The sequence below is a fragment of the Variovorax sp. GW821-FHT10C12 genome (assembly GCF_059415405.1).
Genome location: NZ_JBWKNE010000001.1, coordinates 2744976 through 2770894, shown reverse-complemented (window position 1 = coordinate 2770894; position 25919 = coordinate 2744976). Strand labels below are relative to the sequence as shown.

General features: G+C 69.5%; 26 protein-coding genes. 14 read left to right on the top strand and 12 right to left on the bottom strand.

Going from position 1 to position 25919, the window contains the following annotated elements; genetic code table 11:
• Positions 1-7: 7 nt before the first annotated feature.
• Both AC07OH_RS12960 and AC07OH_RS12955 read right to left on the bottom strand, forming a co-directional pair.
• A complete protein-coding gene (locus AC07OH_RS12960) occupies positions 8-961 on the bottom strand; it encodes a Bug family tripartite tricarboxylate transporter substrate binding protein (protein WP_095949153.1) in 954 nt (317 codons plus the stop codon).
• A 106-nt stretch (positions 962-1067) separates the two neighbouring features.
• The gene (locus AC07OH_RS12955) at positions 1068-2087 is read right to left on the bottom strand and encodes a Bug family tripartite tricarboxylate transporter substrate binding protein (RefSeq protein ID WP_495300920.1); all 1020 of its coding nucleotides are present in this window, start codon (positions 2085-2087) and stop codon (positions 1068-1070) included.
• Positions 2088-2240: 153 nt separating this feature from the next.
• Here AC07OH_RS12955 and AC07OH_RS12950 point away from each other — a divergent pair, with 153 nt between their 5' ends.
• Complete coding sequence (locus tag AC07OH_RS12950) at positions 2241-2840, top strand: MarR family winged helix-turn-helix transcriptional regulator (protein ID WP_495300919.1); 600 nt, start codon at positions 2241-2243, stop codon at positions 2838-2840.
• Here the strand turns inward: AC07OH_RS12950 and AC07OH_RS12945 are convergent.
• Positions 2812-3825, bottom strand: a complete 1014-nt coding sequence (locus tag AC07OH_RS12945) for a tripartite tricarboxylate transporter substrate binding protein (protein WP_495300918.1) — start codon at positions 3823-3825, stop codon at positions 2812-2814. The two genes, AC07OH_RS12950 and AC07OH_RS12945, sit on opposite strands and share 29 nt — an antisense overlap.
• 136 nt (positions 3826-3961) lie before the next feature.
• Here AC07OH_RS12945 and pcaQ point away from each other — a divergent pair, with 136 nt between their 5' ends.
• The 5 genes from pcaQ to AC07OH_RS12920 all read left to right on the top strand — a co-directional run bounded on the left by pcaQ (position 3962) and on the right by AC07OH_RS12920 (position 7882).
• Entirely contained in the window at positions 3962-4891 is a 930-nt protein-coding gene (pcaQ, locus tag AC07OH_RS12940) for a pca operon transcription factor PcaQ (RefSeq protein ID WP_495300917.1), read from the top strand.
• An 82-nt stretch (positions 4892-4973) separates the two neighbouring features.
• Positions 4974-5585 (top strand): TetR/AcrR family transcriptional regulator, encoded by a 612-nt coding sequence (locus AC07OH_RS12935; RefSeq protein WP_307638635.1) that lies wholly within the window; start codon positions 4974-4976, stop codon positions 5583-5585.
• Positions 5582-6787 (top strand): DUF418 domain-containing protein, encoded by a 1206-nt coding sequence (locus AC07OH_RS12930; protein ID WP_495300916.1) that lies wholly within the window; start codon positions 5582-5584, stop codon positions 6785-6787. The genes AC07OH_RS12935 and AC07OH_RS12930 overlap by 4 nt, the downstream gene beginning before the upstream one ends.
• A 40-nt stretch (positions 6788-6827) precedes the next feature.
• Complete coding sequence (locus AC07OH_RS12925) at positions 6828-7490, top strand: suppressor of fused domain protein (protein WP_495300915.1); 663 nt, start codon at positions 6828-6830, stop codon at positions 7488-7490.
• Between the two features lie 83 nt (positions 7491-7573).
• Entirely contained in the window at positions 7574-7882 is a 309-nt protein-coding gene (locus AC07OH_RS12920) for a TfoX/Sxy family protein (RefSeq protein ID WP_447748789.1), read from the top strand.
• A 4-nt stretch (positions 7883-7886) separates the two neighbouring features.
• On the opposite strand, the gene AC07OH_RS12915 is transcribed toward AC07OH_RS12920, so the two are convergent.
• The gene (locus AC07OH_RS12915; RefSeq protein ID WP_489058829.1) at positions 7887-8510 is read right to left on the bottom strand and encodes a LysE/ArgO family amino acid transporter; all 624 of its coding nucleotides are present in this window, start codon (positions 8508-8510) and stop codon (positions 7887-7889) included.
• A gap of 107 nt (positions 8511-8617) precedes the next feature.
• Between AC07OH_RS12915 and AC07OH_RS12910 the strand changes: the two genes are divergently transcribed.
• Together AC07OH_RS12910 and AC07OH_RS12905 are read left to right on the top strand one after the other, a co-directional pair.
• On the top strand, positions 8618-9124 hold the full coding sequence (locus AC07OH_RS12910; protein WP_495300914.1) for an Lrp/AsnC family transcriptional regulator: 507 nt from the start codon (positions 8618-8620) through the stop codon (positions 9122-9124).
• A gap of 169 nt (positions 9125-9293) precedes the next feature.
• Positions 9294-10007, top strand: coding sequence for a carbonic anhydrase family protein (locus AC07OH_RS12905; protein ID WP_495300913.1), 714 nt, complete (start codon positions 9294-9296; stop codon positions 10005-10007).
• A gap of 158 nt (positions 10008-10165) precedes the next feature.
• On the opposite strand, the gene AC07OH_RS12900 is transcribed toward AC07OH_RS12905, so the two are convergent.
• Positions 10166-11422 (bottom strand): porin, encoded by a 1257-nt coding sequence (locus tag AC07OH_RS12900; RefSeq protein ID WP_495300912.1) that lies wholly within the window; start codon positions 11420-11422, stop codon positions 10166-10168.
• Positions 11423-11804: 382 nt separating this feature from the next.
• On the opposite strand from AC07OH_RS12900, the gene AC07OH_RS12895 reads away from it, so the two are divergent.
• Positions 11805-12191, top strand: a complete 387-nt coding sequence (locus tag AC07OH_RS12895; protein ID WP_495300911.1) for a DUF4148 domain-containing protein — start codon at positions 11805-11807, stop codon at positions 12189-12191.
• Positions 12192-12221: 30 nt separating this feature from the next.
• Here AC07OH_RS12895 and AC07OH_RS12890 read toward each other — a convergent pair whose 3' ends face one another.
• The 3 genes from AC07OH_RS12890 to AC07OH_RS12880 are packed head-to-tail and all read right to left on the bottom strand — an operon-like array spanning position 12222 to position 16602.
• Entirely contained in the window at positions 12222-13307 is a 1086-nt protein-coding gene (locus AC07OH_RS12890; protein WP_390342632.1) for a mechanosensitive ion channel family protein, read from the bottom strand.
• Positions 13307-15547, bottom strand: a complete 2241-nt coding sequence (locus AC07OH_RS12885; RefSeq protein WP_495300910.1) for an FUSC family protein — start codon at positions 15545-15547, stop codon at positions 13307-13309. Before AC07OH_RS12885 ends, AC07OH_RS12890 begins: the two co-directional genes overlap by 1 nt.
• Entirely contained in the window at positions 15547-16602 is a 1056-nt protein-coding gene (locus AC07OH_RS12880; protein WP_495300909.1) for an inositol monophosphatase family protein, read from the bottom strand. The genes AC07OH_RS12885 and AC07OH_RS12880 overlap by 1 nt, the downstream gene beginning before the upstream one ends.
• A gap of 132 nt (positions 16603-16734) precedes the next feature.
• On the opposite strand from AC07OH_RS12880, the gene AC07OH_RS12875 reads away from it, so the two are divergent.
• The gene (locus AC07OH_RS12875; protein WP_070063162.1) at positions 16735-17466 is read left to right on the top strand and encodes an RNA methyltransferase; all 732 of its coding nucleotides are present in this window, start codon (positions 16735-16737) and stop codon (positions 17464-17466) included.
• Positions 17467-17533: 67 nt separating this feature from the next.
• Positions 17534-18325 (top strand): serine O-acetyltransferase, encoded by a 792-nt coding sequence (gene cysE, locus AC07OH_RS12870; RefSeq protein ID WP_223301446.1) that lies wholly within the window; start codon positions 17534-17536, stop codon positions 18323-18325.
• Between the two features lie 28 nt (positions 18326-18353).
• Here the strand turns inward: cysE and AC07OH_RS12865 are convergent, their stop codons facing one another.
• Positions 18354-18779, bottom strand: coding sequence for a winged helix-turn-helix transcriptional regulator (locus AC07OH_RS12865; protein ID WP_495300978.1), 426 nt, complete (start codon positions 18777-18779; stop codon positions 18354-18356).
• 120 nt (positions 18780-18899) lie between these two features.
• Here AC07OH_RS12865 and AC07OH_RS12860 point away from each other — a divergent pair, with 120 nt between their 5' ends.
• Positions 18900-19934, top strand: a complete 1035-nt coding sequence (locus AC07OH_RS12860; protein ID WP_495300908.1) for a quinone oxidoreductase family protein — start codon at positions 18900-18902, stop codon at positions 19932-19934.
• 19 nt (positions 19935-19953) lie between these two features.
• Positions 19954-20451 (top strand): RidA family protein, encoded by a 498-nt coding sequence (locus tag AC07OH_RS12855; protein WP_495300907.1) that lies wholly within the window; start codon positions 19954-19956, stop codon positions 20449-20451.
• 62 nt (positions 20452-20513) lie between these two features.
• Here the strand turns inward: AC07OH_RS12855 and AC07OH_RS12850 are convergent, their stop codons facing one another.
• The 3 genes from AC07OH_RS12850 to cadR all read right to left on the bottom strand — a co-directional run bounded on the left by AC07OH_RS12850 (position 20514) and on the right by cadR (position 23522).
• Entirely contained in the window at positions 20514-21377 is an 864-nt protein-coding gene (locus AC07OH_RS12850; protein WP_495300906.1) for a LuxR C-terminal-related transcriptional regulator, read from the bottom strand.
• 145 nt (positions 21378-21522) lie between these two features.
• The gene (locus AC07OH_RS12845) at positions 21523-22770 is read right to left on the bottom strand and encodes an acyl-CoA dehydrogenase family protein (protein WP_495260271.1); all 1248 of its coding nucleotides are present in this window, start codon (positions 22768-22770) and stop codon (positions 21523-21525) included.
• Between the two features lie 281 nt (positions 22771-23051).
• Positions 23052-23522, bottom strand: coding sequence for a Cd(II)/Pb(II)-responsive transcriptional regulator (gene cadR, locus AC07OH_RS12840; protein WP_489058803.1), 471 nt, complete (start codon positions 23520-23522; stop codon positions 23052-23054).
• 70 nt (positions 23523-23592) lie between these two features.
• On the opposite strand from cadR, the gene AC07OH_RS12835 reads away from it, so the two are divergent.
• Positions 23593-25914, top strand: a complete 2322-nt coding sequence (locus AC07OH_RS12835; protein ID WP_495300905.1) for a heavy metal translocating P-type ATPase — start codon at positions 23593-23595, stop codon at positions 25912-25914.
• Positions 25915-25919 lie beyond the last annotated feature (5 nt).

Below are 25919 nucleotides of genomic sequence, written 5' to 3'. Positions count from 1 at the left end.
TTTTCGATCAGGGCTGGTAGCCGGATTTCTGGACCACGGGCGCCCACTGCGCCTTGTAGGCCTTGAGCATCGCGGCGGTCTGCGCCTGGGTGCTCACCACCGGCGTCATGCCGGCGTCCTTGAACTTGCGTTGGGTGTCGGGGTCTTGCATCACGGCGTGGATGGTGGTGGCCAGGCGTTCGACTTTCTCCTTGGGCATGCTGGCCGGCGCGAAGAAGGTGTTCCAGCCGGTGGCGGCGAGGTCGAGGCCGGCTTCCTTGAAGGTCGGAATGGTGGGCGCGAAGGGCGAGCGCTTTTCGCCCGACAGCGCCAGGATGCGCAGCTTGCCGGCGGTGTGCTGCGGCAGCACGACGTCTTCGGTGTCGACGGCAATGGGCACCTGGCCGCCGATCAGGTCATTCAGCAGCGGGGCGGAGCCGCGGTAGCCGATCACCTGGGTCTGCACCTTGGCCTTCTCGCCCACCATGAGGCCGAAGAAGTGCGGCAGGCTGCCGGTGGCGGGCACGCCCACGTTGGCCTGCTGCGGGTTGGCGCGCATCCATGCGAGCAGATGGTTCAGTTCGCGCACGGGCAGGGTGGGCGACACGGCCAGCGCAAAGTCGTAGGCGTTGACGTGCGACACGGGCACGAAGTCGCGCTCGGCGTCGTAGCCGTTGTCCTTGAAGACGAGCGGCGCCACCACCATCACGGCGGGGTTGGCGAGCATCAGCACGTTCTGGTTGGCGGGCGTGGCCTTGGCCTGCTGCGCGGCCAGGCGGCCGCCCGCGCCGGGCTTGTTGTCGACGATGACGGGCACGCCGAGCTGGGCCGCGAGCTTGTCGCCCACGATGCGCGCCACGCGGTCGGTGGCGCCGCCGGGCGCGTAGCCGACGACGATGCGCAGCGGGCTGTCGAGTGCGGCTTGGGCGGCCTGCGCGCGTGCGAGCGTAGGGGCGGCGATGGCCGCCACGAGGCCGGCCATGGCCAGCACGGTGGCGAGGCGGCGGCGGGCCGGGTTGAAGGAAGAAGCGAAAGCGAAGGGGGCGCGCGGGATCATGAAGGGTGTGTCCTTGGTGTCGATCGGTCGGTCAGTCGTTGGCCTGGAAGTTCACGGCCTTCATGATGCCGGCCCAGCGGGCAATGTCTTCGCGCATGGTCTTCACGAGCGCCTCGGGGCCGTCGGCCACGGGGTACATGCCGTTCTGCAGCAGCAGCTGGCGCACGTCGCGCGAGTTCACGGCGCGGATGATTTCGGTGCGCAGCTTCTCGGCGGTGGCGGGCGGCGTCTTCAGCGGCGCGTAGTAGGCGAACCAGGCGGTGGCCACCACGTCCTTGTAGCCGCTCTCCACGAAGCTGGGCAGCTGCGGCATGAGCGGCGAGCGCTTGTCGCCGCTGGTGGCCAGCACCTTCACGCGGCCGGTGGGCAGCATCTGCTGCGCGCCGCCGATGGTGTCGAAGTACACGGGCACGGTGCCGCCCATGACGTCCTGGCGTGCGGGCGTGGAGCCGCGGTAGGGCACGTGCACCATCTTCAGTCCGGCCGCGCGGTTGAGCATTTCGCCCAAAAAGTGCGAGGGCGTGCCGGCGCCGTACGAGCCGAAGCTGACCTTGTCGCCCTGCGCCTTGGCCCAGGCGATGAACTCGGCCAGGGTGTTGGCGGGCACGTCCTTGTGCACGGTGAGCGCCAGCTCGAAGCGCGCGGCGTTCACCAGCGGCACGAAGTCCTTGATGGGGTCGTACGACAGGTTGCGGTAGGCGCTGGGGAACATGGTCATCATGCTCGCGGTGCCCAGCAGCAGGGTGTGGCCGTCGGGCGGCGCGGTCTTCACGGCGTCCACGGCAATGCGGCCGGCCGCGCCCGAGCGGTTGTCGATGATGAGCGGGCCGAGCGAATCGCGCACCTGGTGGGCAATGGCGCGGGTCAGCACGTCCTGCGTGCCGCCGGCGGGCACGCCGATGAGCACCTTGATCGGCTGGCCGGGGGTGAAGGCGGCGGGTTGCTGTTGCTGCGCGAACGCAAGCGGTGCGAAGGACGCAAGGGGTGCAAGGGCCAGCCCGCCAAGGGTGGTTAGGGTGCGGCGGCGGGTCGGGTCGGGAAGCTGGGGCATCGTCAATCTCTCCGGGGTCTCGTTCGGCGTTCGGCAGGGTCTGTGCGTGGCCGGGGCGGGTGGCCGCGGCTGCGGACAATTCTGGAGACGCTACATTCGATTGATCAAATCAACCATCGCCCGGATTTACCCGGCCTTTCGAGACCCCGCCCCATGACTGCCGAAGACGCCGCCACCCCGCCGCGCCGCCCGCTGGACGACCTGCTGCTGTACCGGCTGTCGCGCCTGCTCGCGGTGGCGGGCAGCATGGTGATCCGGCTGTGCGAGGGCCGCTTCGGCATCACGCGGCGCGAGTGGCGCCTGATCGCGGTGCTGGCCAGCCGGGGCGAATTGGGCTCGTCGCAGCTGGCCGAGCATGCGCAGCTGGACCGGGCGCGCACCTCGAAGGCGGTGGGCTCGCTGGTGGCCAAGCGGCTGGTGTCGCGCACGGCGCTGGCGGGCGACCGGCGGCAGGTGCGGCTAGGCCTCACGGCGACGGGGCAGGCGCTGTACGACGAACTCTTTCCGCTGGTGACGCGCATCAACGCCGAGCTGATGGGCACGCTCGACGCGGACGATGCCGCGCGCTTCGACGACGCGCTGCACCGGCTGCAGGCGCATGCCGAAACCATGGTGGCGCAGGCGGTGCTGCCCAAGGCCGACCGGGGGCGCCATGCGGCGGCTGCTGCGGCAGCGGCAGCAGGCAACGGCAAGAAGAACAACACGGCGCGCAGCGGCAAGGCCGTCAGTCCACCTTCATCCCGGTCGCCTTGACGATGCGGCCGTAGCGCGCCTGCGCCGTGGCCAGGCGCGTGGTGGCGGCCGCATCGGTTTCGGCCAGCGGCACCATGTCGAGCGAGGCCAGGCGGGCCTTGAGTTCGGGCAGGGCCAGCGCCTTGTGCAGCGCCTGGCGCAGGGTCAGCATCACGGGCTCGGGCGTGGCGGCCGGCACCATGGCGAGGTAGAGCACTTCGAACTCCAGGTCTTTCAGGCCCAGCTCGCCCACGGTGGGCACCTCGGGCAGCAGCGGCGCGCGCTGGCGGCCGGTGACGGCCAGGGCGCGCAGCTTGCCGCCCTGGATCTGCGGCAGCACGCCGGGCGTGGCGACGATGCCGGCCTGCACCTCGTTGCCCAGCATGGCCATCACGGCCGGGGCGTTGCCCTTGTAGGGCACGTGCACGATCTTTGCGCCGGTGGCGCTCGCGAAGATCTCGGCGGCAATGTGGCCCGGGCTGCCGTTGCCGGCCGAGCTGAAGGTGGCGGGCTCGGCCTTGGCCTGCGCGATGAAGTCGGGCAGCGTCTTCGCCTTCACCGAGGCGGCGGTGGTGAAGCTCAGGCCCGACGAGCTGAAGATCATCAGCGGCTTGAGGTCTTTGGCCGCGAAGGGCATCGACGCGTACAGGTGCGGGTTGACGGTGAAGGTGCTGTCGATGCCCAGCAGCACGGTGTAGCCGTCGGCCGCGCTCTTGGCCACGGCGTCGGCACCGATGTTGCCGCCCGCGCCGGGGCGGTTGTCGACCACGAAGGGCTGTTTCAGGTCTTTCTGCAGCGCGTCGGCCAGCGCGCGCCCGAGGATGTCGATGGGGCCGCCGGCCGGGAAGTTGACGAGGAACTTCACGGGCTTGGCGGGGTAGCTCGCCTGGGCCTGCGCGGCCGGGGCGGCGAGGCCGAGGGCCAGCGCGGCGCAGGCGGCGGCGAGCGTGAGGCGGCGGCGCGTGCCAAAGGAAGAGGAAGGCTTCGAGGAAGGGGTCGTGGTCATGGCTGCTGTGTCTGTCTCCGTATCCACGGCACTCTAGAAGGCTGCGCGGCGCGGCACAACTGAAGTCTCTTCCGCCAGCTATTCCCTCTGGTTATATTTGAAAGCGCGTCGCCCCACTGGCTTCGAGGAGAACCGCATGTCAGCCATGAACTTTGAGCGCCTGAAGATGCGCCATCTGCAATGCCTCGTCATGGTGGCGCAGGAGCGCAACCTGGTGCGCGCGGCCGAGGCGCTGTCGATCACGCAGCCCGCGGTGTCGAAGACGGTGGCCGAGCTCGAAGAGATCGTGGGCCGCCAGTTGCTGCTGCGCCGCCGCCGCGGCGTGGAGCTCACGCCGGCCGCCGAGGTGCTGGTGCGCCATGCGGTGTCGGCGCTGCGCGGTCTGCGCGAAGGCCTGGGCCTGGCGATGGACCAGCCCGAGGCCGACCAGCTGCGCGTGGCGGTCGGCGCCTTGCCCAACATGGCGGCGCACCTGCTGCCCGAGGCGGTCGCGCGGCTGCATGCGGCGCACCCGGCGATGCGCGTGCGCGTGGTGAGCGGCACCAACGCGCAACTCATGACGCAGCTGCGCCAGGGCGAAATCGACCTCGTGCTCGGCCGGCTCGCGCAGGCTTCGGCCATGGCCGACCTGGCCTTCGAGCAGCTGTACAGCGAGGTGCTGCTGCTGGTGGTGCGCCCCGGCCATCCGCTGGCGTCGCGGCGCAAGCCCACGCTCGACGCGCTGGCCGCCTACCCGCTGGTGCTGCCGGTGTCGGGCACGCTGATCCGGCACACGGCCGACGCCTTCCTCATCGCGCAGGGGCTGGCGCTGCCGGCGCGGCTGGTGGAGGCGACCGACACCAGCTTTGCGGTGGGCCTGCTGCAGCGCTCCGACGCGGTGTGGTTTGCGCCGCAGGGCGCGGTGGAAGGCTTCGTGGCGCGCGGCGAACTCCAGCGCGTGGCCATCGACACGGCAAGCACCGAAGGCCCGGTGGGCGTGACCGTGCGGCGCGGCAGCGAGACGGGCGAGGGCGCGCGGCTGTTGCTGGACACCATCCGGGGCATTGCGGCCACGCGCGCTGCCTGAAGGGTTTCTTCAGGCTTCCTTCAGAATAGATCGAGCGCTCGGTCTAATAATTCGGGCATGACCGAATTCCGCGAGAACCACCGTGCGCAAAGTTGACCCCGAACGCCAGCAGGCCAAGCGCCGCCAGATCCTGGAGGCCGCGGGCGACTGCTTTGCGCGGCGCGGCTTTCATGCCACCACCACCGCCGAAATCTGCGCCGCCGCGGGCATGAGCCCCGGCAACCTCTTTCATTACTTCCCCAGCAAGAACGCGATCATCGAGGCCCTGGCCGAAGAAGAGTGGCGCGACACGGCCGCGTACTTCGCCGCGATCGACGACGACCCGGCCGACCCGCTGGAGGTGGTGCTGTCCTTCCTCGACGTGGTGATGGTCTTTGCCTCCGACCGCAGCTACTCGCGGCTGGCGCTGGAGGTGGCGGCCGAGACCCTGCGCAACCCGGTGGTCTGCGCCAGCGTGGCCGCGGGCGACACCGAAATGCGCGACGGCCTCGCGGCCCTGCTGCGCAAGGCGGCGGCGCGCGGGCAGATCGACCCCGAGCTCGACCCCGTGCAATCGGCCAACTGGATCGCCGCACTCATCGACGGCGTGTTCTCGCGCCTGGCACTCGACACGGGCTTCGACCCCGCGCGCGAGGCGCCGATGCTGCGTCGCGTGGTGGGCCGCTTTCTCGCGAAGCCGGGGCGGGGCGCATGAACCCCACTCCAGTAGCGGGCGAGCGCCAGTCGCTCGTCGATGCGTTGCGCGGCTTTGCGCTCTTGGGCATCCTGGTCGTGAACATCGCGGCCTTTGCCTCGCCGTACTACGGCCAGCCGTTGCCCGACCCGATGATGCGTTCGGGGCTGGACCGCGTGGCGGCCTTTGCCGTCGCCTTCCTGTTCGAGACCAAGTTCTACCTGCTGTTCTCGTTCCTGTTCGGCTACAGCTTCACGCTGCAGATGCAGTCGGCGCAGCGCAGCGGCAAGCCCTTCGTGCCGCGCCTGGCGCGCCGGCTGGTGGCGCTGTGGTGCATTGGCGCGCTGCATGCGGTGCTGCTGTTCCATGGCGACATCCTCACGACCTATGCGGTGCTCGGCGCCGTGCTGCTGGCGCTGCGCCACCAGAGCGACGCGGTGCTCGCGCGCTGGGCGCTGCGGCTGGTGCTGGCGACCGCGATGGTGTGGGGTGCCATCGGCATGCTCGCGATGCTGGGCGGGCCAGCGACCGAAGACGTTCTTCGCACCGCAAGGGCCGACGCGGCCTCGGCGCTCGCGGCCTACCGCGGCACGGCGGCGACGGTCATCCGCCAGCACCTGCGCGAGCTGTCGCAGGTGTGGATCGTGCTCGGGCTGGTGCAGGCGCCGATGGCGCTGGCGATGTTCTTCGCGGGCGTCATCGAGGGCCGCCGCAACCTGTTCGCGCGGGCCGACCGCTACCGCCCGTTGTTCAAGCGCCTGCTGGTGCCCGGGCTGGTGCTGGGGTTGCCGGGCGCGGCGGTGTATGCGTGGACCGCGTCGGTCGTGCCGGGCTCGCGCTGGGACGTGCTGGGCCTGGCGGTCGGCGTCTTCACCTCGCCGCTGCTCACGGCGACGTATGTGGGCGCGATGATCCTGCTGTTCCAGTCGCGCTGGGGCGGCTGGCTGGCGGGCGCGCTCGCGCCGGCGGGGCGCATGGCGCTGTCGAACTACCTGCTGCAGTCGGCGGTGTGCGCGTGGCTCTTCCTGGCGTACGGGCTGCGGCTCATCGGCGAGTTCGGGCCGTTCATGAGCCTGATGGTGGCCTTCGGCATCTTCGGCACGCAGATGCTGGTCAGCCGCTGGTGGCTGGCCCGCTTTGCGTACGGCCCGGTGGAGTGGGTGCTGCGCGCCTTCACCAACCTCGAGTGGCCGGCGCTGCGTCGTTCGCAAAGTTCACGCTGAGCGACGAGAATCCCCTCGTTCCAACGAGGAGGATGCGCCGATGAGTTCCATGGAAGACGTGTGGGCCTACCGCGAAGAGACGCTCTACCCGCGCCTGTTCGGCCCCGAGCGCACCGGCATCTACGTGCTGGACTTCGACGACTTCAAGGCGCTGGGCGCCGACGACGTCGATCCGCGCTGGCTGCACCTGGGCGTGTTCGAGTTCGCGCCCACGCCCGTGCGCAACACCTGGCTGTACGTGACCTCGGGCGGCTCCACGCCCTGGGAAACGGAGCCGGCCGACTACGACCCGGAAGACTATTCGTGGATCGGCTCCGAGCTGGTCATCGAAGTGCCGTCGCAGCCGCAGGACCAATGGGCCATCAAGCTGCTGCGCCGCCTGCTCGCCTACAACGTGCTGCTCGCGCACTCGCACTTCGGCGAAGACAAGCAGCCCTTCGACTACGGCGACCGCATCCCCGTCGGCGAAGCGATCCGCGAGAAGGGCACCGTGGCCCTGCGCCATGTGGTGCTGATGGAGCCGAAGCACTACCCCGCGACGGCGCAGCTCGATTCGGGCCGCTTCGACTTTTTGCACCTCGTCGGCATCAACGATTCCGAACGCGACTGGGCCAAGGCCCACAGCTCCGAGGCGCTGCTGCGTTTGCTCGAAGTGCACGGCGGCGCGCCGGTGACTGACGCGCGGCGCAAGGCGGTCGTTTGAGCCGCGCCAAAGGTGCGGCCGCCGTCGGCGGTGCCGAGCGTTCGCACGGGCGAGCGCTCGAGCTGGCCGAGTCGCTCGGCGCGATGGGCCCTATCGAGGTCAAGCGCTTCTTCGGCGGCTTCGGCCTCGTGCAGGCCGGCGTGCAGTTCGCCTTCGTGATGAAGGGCACGCTGTACCTGCGCGTGGACGACGCCACCCGGCCGGACTTCGAGCGCCTGGGCGCGGTGCCGTTCTCGTACGCGACCAGCGCCTCGACCGTGAAGGTCGCGAGCTACTACGAGGCGCCGGTCGATGCGCTCGAAGACCCGCACGCCTTGCGCGATTGGGCGACGAAGGCGCTGGCGAGCGCGCTGGGTGCGCGCAAGCCCGCGCGCCGCAAGCCGGCCAGTTGATTCCTCAGCGCGACAGCAACGTCGACAGCTGAAACACCGCAAAGCCCAGCAGCAGCGCGCCCGACAGCTTGTTGATGCCCTGCAGCACACGCGCGCCGAGCTTGTGCCGCACCATCGACACGATGCTCGACAGCCCCAGCCACCACAGCGCCGAGCCGAGGAACACGCCTGCCACCATCGTGAGCGCCGCACCGCTGCCGCTGCCCACGTGGCCGCTGCCGAGCGAGGCGAACACGGCGACGAACGACAGGATCGTCATCGGGTTGGCCAGCGTGAGCACGAACACCGACAGCAGCGCCTTCACCGGCGTGGCCGCGTCTTCCGCAGCCCGGGCCTGCGTGGCCGCCGGCGCGCGCAGCAGCTGCACGCCCATCCACGCGAGAAACGCCGCGCCGCCGAGCGCCAGCGGCACGCGCGCCGCGACCATCGTCGACACCACGGCCGACACGCCGAACGCACCGATGGCGCCATAGCAGGCGTCGGCCAGCGCGGCACCGAGCCCGCTGAGAAAGCCGATGGTGCGGCCATGTGCGAGCGTGCGCTGGATGCACAGCAGGCCGATGGGGCCCACCGGCGCGGCGATCGAGAGCCCGATGACAAGGGCCTTGAGAAAGAGAGCGAAGTCCATGCCGACGATTGTTCGGCGAGGCCTGCATGGCGAGAATGGCGAAATTCAGGCGCGCAGCATGTCTTGCCTGAAATCGGAAGCGAAACTCTCAATCGGGCCTGAAATCCATGGAAATCGACGCCAAGAACTGGCAGATCCTCGACGTGCTGCAGCAGGACGCGCGCACCTCGCTCACGGCGCTCGCGCGGCAGGTGGCGCTGTCGGTGCCTTCCACCTCGGAGCGCGTGAAGCGCCTCGAAGAAGCCGGCGTCATCGAGGGCTACCGCGCCGTGGTGCCGCCGCGCAAGGCGGGCTACACCGTGACGGCGCTGGTCGGCATCACCACCGCGCAACCCGACAAGGCCCGGCTGCTGAAGCTGCTCGGCAGCCGGCGCGAAGTGCTCGAGTGCTTTCACGTGACGGGGCAGGACTCGTACGTGCTGAAGGTGGTCGCGCGCGACATCGAGCACCTCGAGGCCTTTGTGAGCAGCATCAACCACCTGGGCGAGACGCGCACCTCGATCGTGATGTCGGTGCCGATCGCGGCGCGCGCGGTGGCGGCGCCGGCAGGTGTGGACGGGGCCCGCGCCGCAGCGGGCGCATCGAAGGCACGCGGCTCGTTGAACAACGAATGACACCGGCTGCGAACGTGTGTGACCGGCACGCGCTCGAAACTGACGGTTTTCAGGGGCAGTTGACAATTGCTGTCGGTGGGTGGGCTGGCCGCGGGATATGGTGCGATCGCTCGCCGTGAGGCGGGTCTTCGGGATGAAAAACCAACACCAACTCTGAACCATCACCACCATGTCTCTTGTTCTTCGCTCTCTGCTGGCCGCCGCATCGCTTGCGGCCTTCACCCTTCACGCACAGCCCCTGGACTACGACCACCAGGAAAGCTGGAAGGCCGTGCACGACAGTGCGCAATCGCCGATCGACATCGCCCCGCGGCAAGCCCAGGCCGGCGATGCGAGCGAACCGCAGGGCCTGCGCCTGAGCCGCACGCGCGCCAGGCTTGAAGTGGTCGACAACGGCCATGCCGTGGAGGTGGAAGCCCGCGGGCCGGAAGCCATGATCCGCGGCCGTCACTTCAAGCTGGCGCAGTTCCACTTTCACGCCGAAAGCGAGCACACCGTGGACGGCGCGCACTTTCCGCTCGAAGGCCACTTCGTCCTGCGCGCCACCGACGGCCGTCTGGCCGTGATCGCCGTGATGTACCGCGAAGGCGCGGCCAATCCGCTGGCCGGCAAGCTGCTCGCGGCGCTGGGCAAGGAGCACCATGGCGAGGTGCCGATGACGGACATTGCGGCGCTCCTGCCCGCGCGCATGGGCTACTTTCACTACCTGGGTTCGCTGACCACGCCGCCGCTGACGGAGAACGTCGAGTGGTACGTGCTGCAGGCGCCGGTGACCTTGTCGTCCGCCCAGATCGCCGGGTTTCGCGCGCACTACAGCCACAACAACCGCGCGCTGCAAGCGCTCAACGGGCGCCCGCTGATTCGTTACCCGGCAGCGCACTGAGCCGTTCGCCGGGCCCGCCAAAAAAAAGGTCCGCACCAGGGCGGACCGAATGGACCCGCCTGACGGGCTCCTGGAGAAACGGAACATCCGCGGGCGCAGGGCCGCCCGCGGTCATTCACTCACTTGCTTCCTTGCTTGCGCGTGACAGTCTTCCCTGATCAGAACGAGTGGCGCAGCCCGACGTCGTAGCCCGTCGAGGTCTTGGGCACGAACACCCCGGTGTTCACGAAGGCAGGGCCGCCGACCGTGAGCGCCGCGCCGTTCTTGTTGCTGATGCGCGCGACGGTGGCGTACAGGGCGGTGCGCTTGGACAGGTTGTGGATGTAGCCGATGGCCAGCTTGTTGGCCTTGGGGTCGGCGACCGACGGCGTGAACGGCAGGTTGACGGCGTTGAGGTCGTACTTGACCTGCGAGTACGAGGCGCGGATCAGGCCCGGACCGACCGGCGCGGTCACGCCGATCAGGTAGCCCGTGAGGTCGACGTCCGGCACGCCGCCGACCAGCGGCGTGACCGCGTAATCACGCGTTTTCTTGATTCGCGACAATTCGCCGAACAGCTTGACCACGCCGAAATCGTAGGAGCTGCCGAGATTGAAGGTCTTGACGTTGTCGGTGGTGCCTACATAGAAATTGTCGGCCGCCGTGCTGTTGCCATACGACACGGCCACGTCGAACGGGCCATTGGCATAACCGACGCGACCGCCCAGGTAACGCCCCGCGCGCGAGGCGGCCGAATTGCCAGAATTGAGCGCGCCCGCCGCATTGACGCCGGGCGGCGTTGCCGTGCCGGGGTCGTATTTGGTGTTTTCATGCAGCGCGTACATGAATTGTCCATAAAAGCCGCCGAGATTCTTCGGCAGGAAATAACCGATCGAATTGCTGGCGCGGTTGTAATTGAGGTCACCGCCGAAGCCGCCCGAGCCGCCGCCGGCGTTCGTGTTGGCGGCGGTGAAGATCAGGCTGCGGCCCACGCCGACGATGCCGAAGGGGTCGAACACGATGTCGTTCCAGGCGGTGGGCACGTAGTCGCGGCCCAGGCGCAGTTCACCGAAACCGCCCGACAGGCTGACCGTGGAACGGCGTTGGAAGGTGGTGATGCCGGTCTTGCCATCGTCGGGGCTGATCGGCGCCTCGAGCCAGAAGCTGGCCGCGAGCCCACCGCCCAGGTCCTCGGTGCCGCGAAAGCCCAGCCGGCTCGTGGAATAGCCGCCCGAGCTCAGCGCGGTCTGGCTCGCGGTGCGCGTGCCCTGGTTCACGTAGAACGGGTTGAACAGCGTGGCGCCGCTCATGTCCTGCGATTTGGACGAGTAATTGCTGATGCCCGTGTCCACCACGCCGAACAGCGTGACGGAAGACTGTGCATTGGCGAACCCGACACCGAACAGTGCGGCGGCCGTGAGGAATTGTCTTTTCATTGTTGCCCTTGAATTGAATATGAAATTCATCGCTCCCACGCACCGCGTTGGAGCTCCGGTTCGGCTTGCGGAAATACGTTCAATTGATTTCTTCTGCCTTCCGCATGGTTCATGCGTCTGGGCAAATCATATCGATCGATTGCGACAGGAAAAGACCGAAACCGCCTTTTTCAATTACGTTTTCCGTGCAGCCGGGTTACGAATTGGAAAGCTCCGCTTGCCCCTTGCAGAGAATTGATGAATTGGTCTTCATCCTGTCGTTTTTGTAATTGAACCGTTCGCGCTGCGACGGTCCGAATTTCTAGCGTGTGGGCATGGCGAAGCAAAACCGCCATCGCCGAAGCGGGTGGTCCTCTTCGGCGTTCAACGAAGGAGATGACACATGACGAACAGGAAGATGGCCTTTGCGCTGGCGGCGATGACCGCCGCAGCGCTCCCGCTGGTGGCTGGCGCACAAACCAGCCAGCAGCACGTCGAGGGGCCCGCGCATTTCGCGGCGACCGAAGCCGGCATCAAGGAGCACCCCGAAAACGCCGGCCCGGGCAAGACCGACGCCCAGGTGGTGGCCGAACTGCGCGCCGCGCAGCAAAGCCCCGAGTGGGCCGGCGTGCTGCGCTGGGGCGCCCCGATCCCAGTGAAGGCCACGCAACCCCGCACGCGCGCGGAGGTGGTGGCCGAGCTGGAGCGCGCGCAGTCGCAACCGGGCTGGGAGCGCGCCTCGCGGCTGGGCGCGCCGATGGTGCTGCCGGCGGCGGCGCCTGCGCGGTAGGGGAGAAGAAAGAAGACGGCGGCGGGAGCTTCAGCCCGCCGTCGCGCCGTGCATCACCGCCGGCTGCCCCATCGCCGGATCGTTGCCCTCGAAGCGCATCTTCGGCAGGAACTGCGGGTACTCGCGCTGCATGAAGTCGATGACGCCTTCGCGCACGTAGCAGCGCAGGTCGAAGGCCAGGCCGGAGGTGGCGGCGGTGCAGAGCACGCGGACCTGCATGGTGCGTTCGGTGGCGTCGGTCACGCGCAGGTTGAAGAAGCGGCCGTCCCATTCGGGCGCGGCCTTCACGAGGCGCTCGACCTCGGCGCGCAGCGGTGCCAGCGGCGTGCCGTAGTCCAGGTAGAAGAAAACCGAGCCGAGCAGTTCGGCCGAGTGGCGGGTCCAGTTCTGGAACGGCTTCTCGATGAAGTAGGTGAGCGGCAGGATCAGGCGCCGGTCGTCCCAGATGCGCACGACCACGAAGGTGCCGGTGATTTCCTCGACCCGGCCCCATTCGCCCTCGACCACGAGCACGTCGTCGATGCGGATCGGCTGCGACAGCGCGATCTGCAGGCCGGCGATGAGGTTGCTGAAGACGGGCTTGGCCGCCAGACCCGCCACGATGCCGATCACGCCGGCCGAGGCCAGCAGGCTGGCGCCGACCTGGCGCGCGCCCGGGAAGGTCATGAGCATCATGGCGCCGCCGGCCACGACGACGACCGACATGGCGGTGCGCGCGAGCACGCGGGTCTGCGTGAGCACGCGGCGCGCCTGCAGGTTGTCGGAGATGTCCGAAGGGTGCTGCGCGAGCACGCCGTCGGCAAAGCCGCTGATGGCCTTGAGCACGAACCAGGTGCTGGCCGCGATGAGCAGCAGCCCCGTGAGATGCCGCACGCTGCCGATGAAGCGCAGGTCGTCCGGCGCTGCCTGCCACACCATCATGAGCGCCGCCAGCGGCAGCACCAGCCGCGCGGGGGCGGTGCAGTTGAGCACCATCGCATGCACGGCGGGCGCCGGGCGGGTGATCCGCCTGAGGACCATGCCCCCGATGCGGTGGGCGAGAAGGGCGAGGGGCGCGGCGATCAGGGCGGCAATCCAGGTGCCGAACCAGGGGTGTGCGAGGAGCTCTTGGGTCATCAGGCGGGGGTGGTCTTTGCTTCTGGGGTGGTGTCGTTCAGTGGTTGAAGAATGCGCGCTGCGTCGTCGCGCAGCTGCGTGGCGAGCGCCGTGGCCAGGTCGAGCCGGCGCACCAGCCAGGGGCTGATGTCGTTGTCGAACGGGTCAGGCAGTGGAATGGGGCCGCCGACGGTGGTGGCCCCCGTGCTCTCGGGGTGAGAGGGCCCTGCGATCGGAATGGTTCCCAGGGCGGCCTCGATGCGTTGCGCGGTGCGCACCAGCGGGCCTTCGATGTCGCCCGGCGTGAGGCGGTCGCGCCGCAGCACGAGCATCGACTTCACGGCGCTGAGCTGCGCGAGCAGCTGGTAGCTGTGGGCCTGCAGATGCTCCAGCGGTTCGAGCGGCGGCTGCACCGCGCGCGGTTCGGAGAGCGAACGCTGCGTGGCCTGCACGAGCGCCGAGAGGCTGTCGTAGGCCTCGCGGCGCGCGAGCCGCCATTCGAGCTCGGGGCTGCTCTGGATGGCCTGCAGCTGGCCCAGGCCGAGCGCGAGCCGCGCATGGCGCGCCTGCGCGGTGAGCACGCGCGCCACCAGCGCCGGGATCTGCGTGCGCTCCCACGAGGGCAGCACGTAGCAGAAGCCCCAGGCCAGCGCGGCGCCGATGAGCGTGTCGGCGATGCGCTCGAACAGCGCAAAGATGGGCGCGGTGCCGGTGTTCAGCATGTGGGCCTGCAGCAGGCCCAGCACGGTGGCGGCCACGGCGGTGACGAGGTAGCGTCGCACCGCGAAGCTGTGGGCAATGGCCTGCGCGATGGTCACGGTCACCAGCAGCATCAGCGCCGAGGGGTGTGCCGACAGCAGGCCCACCGCGAGCACGCAACCCAGCAGCGTGCCGGCGACGCGGCTGTTGCGCCGCTCCAGCGTCTGCGAGAGGCTGCCGCGCAGCACCACCACGATGGTCAGCAGGATCCAGTAGTCGTGCGACCCCCAGGGCATCGACACAGCGATGCCGTAGCCGGCTGCGATGGCCAGCGCGGCGCGAATGGCGTGGCGCAGCGGCGGCGCGTCCCAGCGCCACAGCGCGAGGAAGGGGCGCAGCGACCAGTCGGTCGGGCTCACGAAGAGCTGCCAGTTGGCGCGCACCACGGCCAGGTTGGGCTCGGCGTCGCCGCGCGCCATGGCCGCCAGGCGCAGCACCTCGTCGTTGATGTGGCCGATGCGGCTGGCCAGCCCGCGCGCGAGCATGGCGGCCGACGGGCCCATCTGGCCGTGCGTGTCTTCGTCGTCCGCCGTCACGTGGATCGCGGCCAGGCGCGGCCGGCGGTCGGCCACGGCGGCGGGGTGGCGGCGCATGAGCAGCGCGTCGGCCAGGCCGGTCGTTTCGTCGGCCAGCTCTTCGAGGATGCGGCGCATCTCGACCAGCGCCTGCGCGTGCGACGGATGGGCGCGCAGGACGTCCAGGTCGAGTTCGCTGGCGAGCAGCTGGTCGCGCATCTCGAGCACGATGATGAGCATGCCGGCCAGGCGCTGGCGGCGCGGCGTGCGTGGCGACTCGAGCACGATGTCGCGCGTGGCCTGCAGCTGGTCGGCCAGCGCGGCCTGCTCGCGCAGCAGCTGGCCCAGCAGCGAGGCGGGGGTGTCGCGGATGTCGCGGGTTTCGTCCTGCGGCGTGAACTGGCTGGCCTCGGTGCGCATGAGCGCAGCCAGCGAAAACAGCACGTCGGCGATCGACTGGGTGCGAAAGCGCCCGTTGAGCAGCAGGTTGGCCAGCGTGGCCCACACCACGTACAGGCCGGCACCCAGGCCGAACTCGGTGGTGCGTGCGATGGCGTCGGACAGCCCGGCGGGGGCTGGCGTGGCCATGGAGAAGATCATCGAGAACATCACCGCGATGGCGATGGGAATGCCACGCTTGCCCCAGGCCATGGCCACGAAGGCCATGAAGGTGGCGGGCACCAGCAGCAGCCCGAGGCGGATCGGTGCGCCGTGCAGCATCTGCACCGCGAAGAACAGCGGCAGGCCGATGAGCGGCGCCGGCAGCATCTGCAGGAACTTGCCGCGGCGCGGGCCGGGCAGGTCGGGCGGCGCCGTGACGATCACGCCGGTGGCGGCGGCCGAGGCGGCCAGGGTGCCCAGCCACAGGTGCACCCCGCCCGAGATCACGAGCAGGCCGAGCGCGACGGTGAGCCCGCTCGCGACGTAGTGGCTCAGCGCAATGCGCAACGCCGCACGAACCCGCGCGGCGGCGCCCGGCCCCGTCATCACTTGGCGGAGGCGTCGCCCTCGGCGGGCGCCTCGCGCTTGATGCGGGTGAGCTTGCGCGGGGCGGCCGGCGCGGCGGGAGCAGCCGCTGCCGGGGCCTCAACGCTGCCGTCGAGCGGGGCGGCCGTCTGGTCGGTCACGGTGCTGCGGGCGTACAGGTCGACCGAGGCGTCGTCGGGGGTCGAGCGGGTCGAGGCCGACACGGCGCGCACGCGGTCGCTGGCGCGCAGCTTGTCGTCCACGTTGGCGAACTTGGAGTACTTGGCGAGCAGCGGCACCAGCTGGCCGTACACGCGCGGGGCGCCGGCCAGGCATTCGCGCTGGTCGAGGAACTCGGGCTCGCCGGTGAAGTTGCCGATGAGGCCACCGGCCTCGGTCACCAGCAGCGAGCCGGCGGCCACGTCCCAGGGGTTCAGGCCGGTCTCGAAGAAGCCGTCGGTGAAGCCCGCGGCCACGTAGGCCAGGTCGAGCGCGGCGGCGCCAGGGCGGCGCAGGCCGGCCATGCGGGGCATCATGTCCGCCATGATGGCCAGGTACTGCTTGAAGTTGTCGCCGGTGCGGAACGGGAAGCCGGTCGAAATGAGGCACTCGCTGAGCTTCACGCGCTTGGACACGCGGATGCGGCGCTCGTTCATGTAGGCGCCGCGGCCCTTGGTGGCCGTGAACAGGTCGTTGCGCGAGGGGTCGTACACCACCGCCTGCTCGATCTTGCCGCGCACCGACAGCGCGATCGACACGCAGTAGACCGGGAAGCCGTGGATGAAGTTGGTGGTGCCGTCGAGCGGATCGATGATCCAGACGAATTCGGAGTCTTTGGCGCCGTATTCGGTGCCCGATTCTTCGGCCAGGATGCCGTGCCCCGGGTATGCGCCCAGCAAGGTCTCGATGATGACCTTCTCGCTGGCGTGATCGACTTCGGTGACGAAGTCGTTGACCTGCTTCTGGGAGATGCGCACGGCCTCGACGTCGAGGGCAGCGCGATTGATGATGGCGCCGGCGGCGCGTGCGGCCTTGACGGCCACATTGAGCATGGGATGCAGGTTGGGGGACGACATTCTGGATTGTGAGAAGAACGGGTGGGAGAGGTCCCCAAGAATGCAATCTGGGCGACCCTGCGGTCCGGCGATGCGGGCGGCGAGAATCGGGCATTTTACCGGCTCAGCCCGTTTGTGTCTTCCCCACCCGTCATGCGCACCCGTTTCATCCTCATCCAGACCAGCCACGCCGGCAATGTGGGCGCTGCCGCCCGCGCCATGAAGACCATGGGTTTCGACGACCTGGTGCTGGTGACGCCCCGCTGGGCCAACGTGCTGCGGCGCGAGGAAACCATCCAGCGCGCCAGCGGCGCCCTGGACGTGCTGAACAACGCCCGCATCGTCGAAACGCTCGATGAAGCCCTCGACGGCGTGACCCACCTGTGCGCCACGGCCATGATCCCGCGCGACTTCGGCCCGCCCACGCGCACGCCGCGCGAACACCTGGAGCCGCTGGCCACGCAGGGCGACCAGCACGTGGCCTTCCTGTTCGGCTCCGAGCGCTTCGGCATGCGCAACGAGGACGTCTACCGCTGCAACGTGGCCCTGAGCATCCCGACCGACCCGAAGTTCGGCTCGCTGAACCTGGGCGCGGCGATCCAGGTGGTGGCCTACGAATGGCGCCTGGCGCTGGGCGGCTACGGTGTGCGCGAGGCCATCGCCCCGGTGCAGGCGGCCGACGCGCAGGCCGTGGCCGGCATGCTCGATCACTGGGAGCGCTCGCTGGTGGACATCGGCTTTCTCGACCCGGCGGCGCCCAAGAAGCTCATGCCGCGGTTGCAGCAGCTGTTCAATCGCGCGCAGCCCACGCCGGAAGAAATCCACATCCTGCGCGGCATCGCCAAGGCCATGAGTGACGCCACCCGCGGGCCGCGCGGCAGCTGAACTGTCACAAAACCCCATCGCGCGTAAGCGAAGACGCCCGGCTTTAGACTGCCCGGCCCCTATCGATATAACGACAACAAAGGCAGCGATGTTCTCTCGACTGCGCGCCGACATCCGGTGCATCCTCGAACGCGACCCGGCCGCCCGCAGCGCCTGGGAAGTGATCACGGTCTACCCCGGCTTCCATGCCGTGGTGCTGCACCGCTGGGCGCACGCCTGTTGGACCCACGGTTTCAAGTGGCCGGCCCGCTTCATCGCGCACTGCGCGCGCGCGTTCACGGGCATCGAGATCCACCCGGCCGCCAAGATCGGCGAGCGCGTGTTCTTCGACCACGCCATGGGCGTGGTGGTCGGCGAAACCGCCGAGATCGGCGACGGCTGCACCATTTACCAGGGCGTGACGCTGGGCGGCACCTCGCTCTACAAGGGCACCAAGCGCCACCCGACGCTGGGCAAGAACGTGGTGGTGAGCGCGGGCGCCAAGGTGCTGGGCGGCTTCGTCGTCGGCGACGGTGCCAAGATCGGCTCCAACGCGGTGGTCATCAAGCCGGTGCCGGCGGGGGCGACCGCGGTGGGCATTCCGGCGCGCATCATCCCCTCGAAAGAGGGCGAGAGCGCCGACGTGGCCGCGCCGCAGAAGTTCTCGGCCTACGGCATCACGCAGGACGACGACCCGCTGAGCCAGGCCATGCGCGGCCTGATCGACAACGCCTCGAGCCAGGAGCACCAGATCGCGCTGTTGTGGCAGGCCATCGAGAAGCTGTCGGCGCAGCCGGGCACGAAGGACTGCGTGCCGGGCGACGCGGCGCGCGGCGAGTCGTTCGAGGCCGACAAGCTGACGCAGCTGATCGGCAAGTAGAGGAGGGGCGCAGGGGCGCGGTCGCCGTTCAGGCGGGCGAGGTCCTGTCTCGCCGCAAGTTGTCTTCCAGCTGGTCCAGCGCATCGCCGTGGTCCAGCGCCCAGCCATAGAGCGCGCGCAAGGGCTCGACGAAGACCTCGCCCAGCGGCGTCAATGCGTACTCCACGCGCGGCGGCACGACCTGGAACACCTCGCGGTGGACCAGGCCGCCTGCCTCCACCTCGCGCAGGGTCAGGGTCAGCATCTTCTTGGAGATGCCCGGCAGGGCGCGCTCCAGTTGCCCCGTGCGCATCGCGCCGTGGCTGAGGGCGTACAGCACCATCGAGGTCCACTTGCCGTTCAGGACGTAGTGGATGCGCCGCTGCGCACAGTCCTCGCGCAGGACCAGCGGCGTGTCGCCGGGTGGCGCCGCGACGCGCGGGACGCGGCCCGCACGGTTCATCCGGTTCTTCATGGTCACTTTTTTATCCCTATCGAACTTTTACGTCACTACTTCCAGATTGGTGACTTGAAATCTACCATTCCCCTTTCGTTGCGAGGCATGGTGCCCGCCACACGACAGGAGCAGATTTTTATGAAAGCAGCCGTCATCCGATCCTTCGGCGACCCCGATCAGATTCAACTCGAAGAGGTCGCCACGCCGGTGCCGGGCCCGGGCGAAGTCCTGGTCAAGGTGCTGGCCGTCGGCGTCAACCGACTGGATCACTATGTGCGTCTGGGGCAGATCGCCCCGGTCCTGCCGTTCCCGCACATCCTGGGTTCGGATGCGGTGGGTGAGGTCGCCGCACTGGGCGCTGGCGCTTCGCGCTTCGCGGTGGGCGAGCGCGTGATCGCCATGCCCGGCTACCCGACCGACCCGGCGCAGTGGAACACCCGCCCGGTCACGGCCGCGGCCAGCTATGCGATTCCCGGCATCCACATGCCGGGCACCTATGCCCAGTACATCGTGGTGCCCGAGCACTGGCTGCTGCGCGACACCACCGGCCTGCCCGCCGAGCAGATGGCCGCGCTGCCGGTCTCGCTGCTGATCGCGATCCGCGCGGTGCAGGTCGTCGGCGAGGTCAAGGCCGGCGACCGGGTGCTGGTGCATGCCGGCGCGTCGAGCACCGGCATGATGAGCATCCAGGTGGCCCGCGCGCTGGGGGCGCGCGTCGTCACCACGGTGCAGAACGCGGCCTCCGCCGAACTGGCCCTGCGCCTGGGCGCCGAGCTGGCGATCGACACCGGGACGCAGGATTTCGTCGAGCCCGTGCGCGCCTGGAGCGGCGGGCAGGGGGTCGATGTCGCGATCGACAACCTCGGCGGCGATGTGCTGTCGAAGACCCTCGCGGCCGTGAAGCCCATGGGCATCGTGGTGGCGATGGGGTTCATGGCGGGCACCGACGTGCACTTCGACATCCGCAGTTTCTTCTTCGCCCAGCAGCAACTGCGCGGCACGCTGGTGGGCGACATCGAAGACTTCGCCGCCTGGCTCGACGCGATTCGGCTGGGCCAGATTCGTCCGCAGATCGACAGCGTGCTGCCGCTCTCGCAGGCTGGCGAAGCGCACCGGCGCATCGCGGCCAACGAGGCGCGGGGCAGCATCGTGCTGCAGCCCTGGTCGACCTGAAGAGGCGCGCACCATGGCCATGGACGCGTCACTTGCGACCGGGGACGACGAGGTGCTGCGGCGGCTGCAGGCCCTGGGCCTCGCACTGCCCGAACCGCCGCCGCCGCTCGGGGCCTACCGCGCGGCGATCGAGGCGGCCGGCCTGCTGCATGTCTCCATGCAGGGGCCCGTGGTCGCGGGGCATCCGCTGCCGCGCGGGCTGCTCGGCGCCGAACTGACGCTGGAAGAAGGCCGCCAGGCGGCCCGGCTGGCGGTGCTCAATGCGCTGGCCCAGGTGCGCCTGCACCTGGGCGGTTTTCAACGGGTGCGGCAGATCGTGCGGCTCGAAGGCCATGTCGCCTGCGTGCAGTCGTTCACCCAGCACCCGCAGGTGCTCGACGCCGCCTCCGAGCTGCTGGCCAGCCTGTTCGACACGCGCGCGGGCCATGCGCGGTCGGTGTGCGGGGTGCGCAACCTGCCGGGCAACCTGCCGGTGGCCGTGACCTTGACCCTTGAAGTGGAACCCTCACGTCGCTGAGGTTGCCGACACCGCTGACGCCGCCTGGGCGTTCAGCGGTGCTCATTCCCACCACGCCTCACTCATTGAAGCGGTGTTGAGCGGCCCGTTGCCGACGTGTTCAGTTCGCTGAGCATGTGCACCAGGCGCGCCGTCGAGCGCGTGCCGAGCTTCTCGCGGATGCTGCGCAGCTGGTGGTCGATTGTGGAGAGCGATCGGTCCAGCTGGCGCGCGATTTCCTTGTAGCTCAGGCCGCCGGCCGCCAGCTTCGCCACCTTCAGCTCCGCCGGCGTCAGCGCCGCGAGGTTCGCCGAACTGTCCGCGGCGCCCGCCCGTTCGCTCTGCGCCTGCGCGAACCGGTGGGCGGCGCTCAGCAGCGGGCCCAGCGCGGTGCGGGCCAGGCCTGGCAATTCGTCGCACACGGCGTGCTTCCAGCGCGGGGCCCTGTGGTGCCAGTCGGCGCAGATCATGCCCACCGGCCGGTCTTCGTCGTGCACGGGAACCGCCAGCTTCGAGGCCGTGCCGGCCTGCATCAGCGTGGCGCGCAACTCCTGCGTGAAGCTGCGCTCCTGCGACACGTCGATGATGGGCGCGATGCCGCTGCCGCGCCAGACCGCGCGGATGCCCGGGTTGGCGGCGCTGAAGCGCAGGCCGATCACCGCAGGCAGCGGTTGCGACGGGCGCTGCACCTCGGCCGCGACCACGTAGTCATGCAGGCGGCCGCTGGCGTCGACATAGCCGCCGAAGCCGGCGTCGACGCGGTCGGCGTCGAGCGTGTCGCGCAGCCATTGCACCGAGATGCGCCAGCAGGCCTGCGGGTCGTCCAGGTACAGCAGCAGCTGCGCGGCCAGCTCGCGGCCCGGTCGCCAGGTGATCGCCCGCTCGCCTTCGAACAGGCGCCGCCGGAGCTGGCGTTGAAGCACAAGGATGTCGTGGTCTTCGAGCATGGGGCCGGGCTGCAGTGCGGAAGTCGAATGCTACGGCCGGGCGTCCCCGGACGGAAGGGGCCTGCGTCCGATGGCACGCCGGAGTGGACCCGCGACGCTGCCGCCGTTCAGGCGAAGGCGCGGGGGAGCATCGGCCCTGCGGCCGTCACGCCGCACCGCTGGCCGTCAGCGGGTCGTAGTCCGGCGAGCGCAGCAGCTCGTGCAGCTGGCGACGGCGCACGCCCATGTTGCCGCCGTCGAACAGCGGGAGCACCAGGGCGTCCTGGAGCATGCCGGCGAGCGGCAGGTCGTGGTCGTAGCTGTCGATGCCCACCACGCGCATCAGGTCGGTGATCACGCGCACCGCGGTTTCGGAGCCGTAGATCTTGGCCTGCAGCGCCAGCTCCAGCGCCGCGGGCGATTGCGTGTCCAGTGCGTGGCACGCGCGCCAGTTGAGGTAGCGCGAGGCCTCGATGGCGGTCTTGGCATCGGCCAGCGCATACCCCACGGCCTGGTGCTCGATGATCGGCAGGGCGCCGCCGCGGCATTGGGTCTTGGCGAAGTGCAAGGAGAAATCGAACGCCCCCTGCATCAGGGCCGTGCCGAACACGCCGACCAGCGCCGCCGTCGCCGAGAAGCTGGCGGCCACCAGGCCCTTGCCGCTGCCCACCGGTCCCAGCACGTTGGCCTGCGCGGTGCGCACGCCCTCGAGGCGAAAGCGGGGCGTGAGGTGCGCGCGGTGGCCCATCGAATCGTGATAGCGCTCGACCACGATGCCGCCCTCGGGCCGCGGCACGACCAGCACCGACAGCCCGCTGTCGGGCGGCGCGTCGGCATCGGTGCGGCACACCACGCACAGCAGGTCGGCGCCTTGCTCGTCCCATCCGGTCGCGCTCGAAATCCACTGCTTGGTGCCGTCGATGACCCACTGCCCGCCCTCGAGCCGGGCGCGCGTGCGCGTGCCTTCGCCGGGCGCTGCGGCATCGAAGTTGGCGCTGCCGCCGGGCTCGCTGTTGCACAGGGCGGCCAAGGGCGCGCCGGAGCCTTCCAGGAACGGCCCGAGAAAGGCCTTCTGCTGCTCGGGCGAGCCGCCGATCGTCACGGGCAGCAGGCCCAGCAGCGTGGCGAACATCGTGAGCGACACGTTGGGGTCGACGCGATAGAACTCCTCGGCCACCACGGCCATGTCCAGCATACCCGTGCCTTCGCCGCCGAACGGCATCGGGATGATGCGCCGCAGAAAACCGGCCTTCACCAGCTGTGCGTAGAACGGCCGCGTGGCGACGAAGCGCGCCAGCGGCGTGGGCAGGTGGCGCGTGGCCGGTGCGACCTCGGTCAGTACGCTGCGCGCGAAACGGCGAGCCGAGAGTTGCAACTCGCGCTGCGCGGGGGTGAGGGTGAAGTCGATCGGCATGGTGTCTCCGTTGTAGGTCTGTCCGGCTCGCGGCGCCAGGGTCGCAGGGCGGATGCGCCGGGTCGGCGGAATTGTCTGCCGGGGTCGGCCGCACCGCCTTCGCGAACATTCGCGATGCCGGCGGGCGCGTCAGGCCCTGCCCGAGGAGATGCGTGTCAGTGCGGACACGCGTGTGCATTGGCGCGGAGCCCGGCCACACAGCCTTCACATGAACCATTGAAGTTCGATCAACGGCGGCGAAGCACGCCCCCGCATCGCCCGGCGTGGCGCCGGGCCCGACGTCAGGAGCGCTTGGCGGAGGCGCCGTGCAGCGTGCCGTGCACGTGCCCCGCGTGCTGGCCGAAGGTCTCGGGCGAGAGTGCGGCGGTGTCCAGCTCCTGCAGGATGCCGCAGGCGCTCGCCGATTCGGGGCCGCCGCACTGCAGGCGCAGCGCCTTCAACTGCTTTTCGAGCGTCTTCAGCTCGGCGATGCGCGAGGCCACGTGGCCGATGTGGTCGTCCAGCAGCTGGTTCACTTCGCCGCAGTCCTCCTGCGGCGCATCGCGGAATTTCAGCAGGCTGCGGATCTCGTCGAGCGTCATGTCCAGCGAGCGGCAGCGGCGGATGAAGCCCAGGCGCTGCGTGTGCTCGTCGTCGTAGATGCGGTAGTTGCCGTCGGTGCGCGCGGGCGCGGGCAGCAGCTGCTCGCGCTCGTAGTACCGGATGGTTTCGACCGGCGTGTTCGTGGCCTTGGCCAGGTCACCGATTTTCATGATGCGGCATCTCAAGGAAGTGGCAATCAACGGTTGACTCTACACCTGCTTCAGGGTTTCCAATGAAGGCATGACGAATCAGAACACCCTGAATCAGCCGGTGCCGCGTGCAGCGCCGCATGACCACGCTCACGACCACGGGCACAGCCATGGACATGACCACGGGCACGACCATTCGCACGATCACGCCCCCGCCGCGCCGGCAACGGCCTGCTGCGGCAGCCCCGTATGCGGCAGCACCCCGGCATCGGCCGAGCCGGTCGACCTGCCGAAGGGCGCGGTCCTGTTTCGCATCCCCACCATGGACTGCGCGGTCGAAGAGTCCGAGATCCGCCGCGCCCTCGAGCCCGTCGCGGGCGTGAAGGCCCTGCGCTTTCGCCTGAGCGAACGCACGCTGGCCCTCACGACCGAAGACGGCGCGCTGCCCGCTGCGCTCGACGCCATCCGCCAGGCCGGCTTCAAGCCCGAGCCGGTGGCCACCACGGGTGCACAGAAGGCGGAGCCCGCGCGCTTCGCCGGCATGTCGACCGGCCTGGCGCGCCTCGTGGCCGCGCTGGTGCTGGCCATCGCGGCCGAGACCGTGTCCTTCCTGGCGCTCGACGGCGTGGGCTTCATGGCTGCCGAGATGGGGCTCGCGCTCGCGGCCATCGCGCTGGCCGGCCTGGACACATACAAGAAGGGCTTCGCCGCGCTGGTGCGCGGGCGCCTCAACATCAATGCGCTGATGGCCGTCGCCGTCACGGGCGCCTTCATCATCGGCCAGTGGCCCGAGGCCGCGATGGTGATGGCGCTGTACGCCATCGCCGAACTCATCGAAGCCCGCGCCGTCGACCGCGCGCGCAACGCCATCCAGAGCCTGCTCGCGCTCGCGCCCGAACAGGCCGAGGTGCGGCAGCCCGACGGCAGCTGGCAGACCGTGCGCGCCGATGCGGTGGCGCTCGATGCCGTCGCGCGCATCCGCCCCGGCGAGCGCGTGCCGCTGGACGGCGTGGTGCTCGAAGGCACCAGTGCCATCGACCAGGCGCCGGTCACGGGCGAGAGCATCCCGGTCGACAAGGCCGCGGGCGATGCGGTGTTTGCCGGCACCATCAACCAGACCGGCGCGCTGGTGTTCCGCGTGACGGCCGTGGCCGCCAACACCACGCTCGCGCGCATCATCCACGCGGTCGAAGAGGCCCAGGGTTCGCGCGCGCCCACGCAGCGCTTCGTCGACAAGTTCGCCGCCATCTACACGCCGACCGTCTTCGTGCTGGCGCTGGGCATCGCGGTGCTCACCCCGTGGCTGCTGGACTGGACCTGGGTGCAGGCCATCTACAAGGCGCTGGTGCTGCTGGTCATCGCCTGCCCGTGCGCGCTGGTCATCTCCACGCCCGTGACGGTCGTGAGCGCACTGGCCTCGGCCGCGCGGCGCGGCATCCTGATCAAGGGCGGCACGTACCTCGAAGAGGCACGCAAGCTCAAGGCCGTGGCGCTCGACAAGACCGGCACCATCACCGAAGGCAAGCCCAAGCTGGTCGAGTCGGTGCTGATCGACAAGGCGGCGGGCGATGAAGGCGCGGTGTACGCGCTGGCCGCCAACATCGCCGGCCGTTCCGACCACCCGGTGTCGAAGGCCATCGCCCAGGGCCTGGGTGGGGCGGTCGAAGAAGTCGGTGACTTCACCGCGCTGCCCGGCCGCGGCGTGCAGGCCACGCACGCGGGCCAGAGCTACGTGCTGGGCAACCACCGGCTGATCGAAGAGCGCGGCCTGTGCTCGCCGGAACTCGAAGCAGAGCTGAAGCGGCACGAGGAAGCCGGCCGCACCGTGACGCTGCTCGCATCGACCACCTCGGTGCTGGCGCTGTTCGCAGTGGCCGACACCATCAAGCCTTCATCGCAAGCCGCCGTGGCCGAGCTGCGCGCGCTGGGCGTGACGCCCGTCATGCTCACCGGCGACAACACCGCCACCGCGAAGACCATCGGCGCGCACGCCGGCATCGACGACGTGCGCGGCAACCTGCTGCCTGAAGAAAAGCTCGATGCCATCCAGGCGATGCAGCAACGCTACGGCGCCGTCGCGATGACCGGCGACGGCATCAACGACGCCCCGGCACTGGCCAAGGCCGACATCGGCTTCGCCATGGGCGGCGCCGGCACCGACACCGCGATGGAGGCGGCCGACGTGGTCATCATGAACGACGACCTGCGCCGCATCCCCGAGACCATCCGCCTGTCGCGCCGCTCGCATGCCGTGCTGTGGCAGAACATCACCCTCGCGCTCGGCATCAAGGGCGTGTTCTTCGTGCTCGCGGTGTTCGGCAGCGCGACCATGTGGATGGCGGTGTTCGCCGACATGGGGGCGAGCTTGTTGGTGGTGGCGAACGGGTTGCGGTTGATGCGGACCGAAAAGTGAGCGCG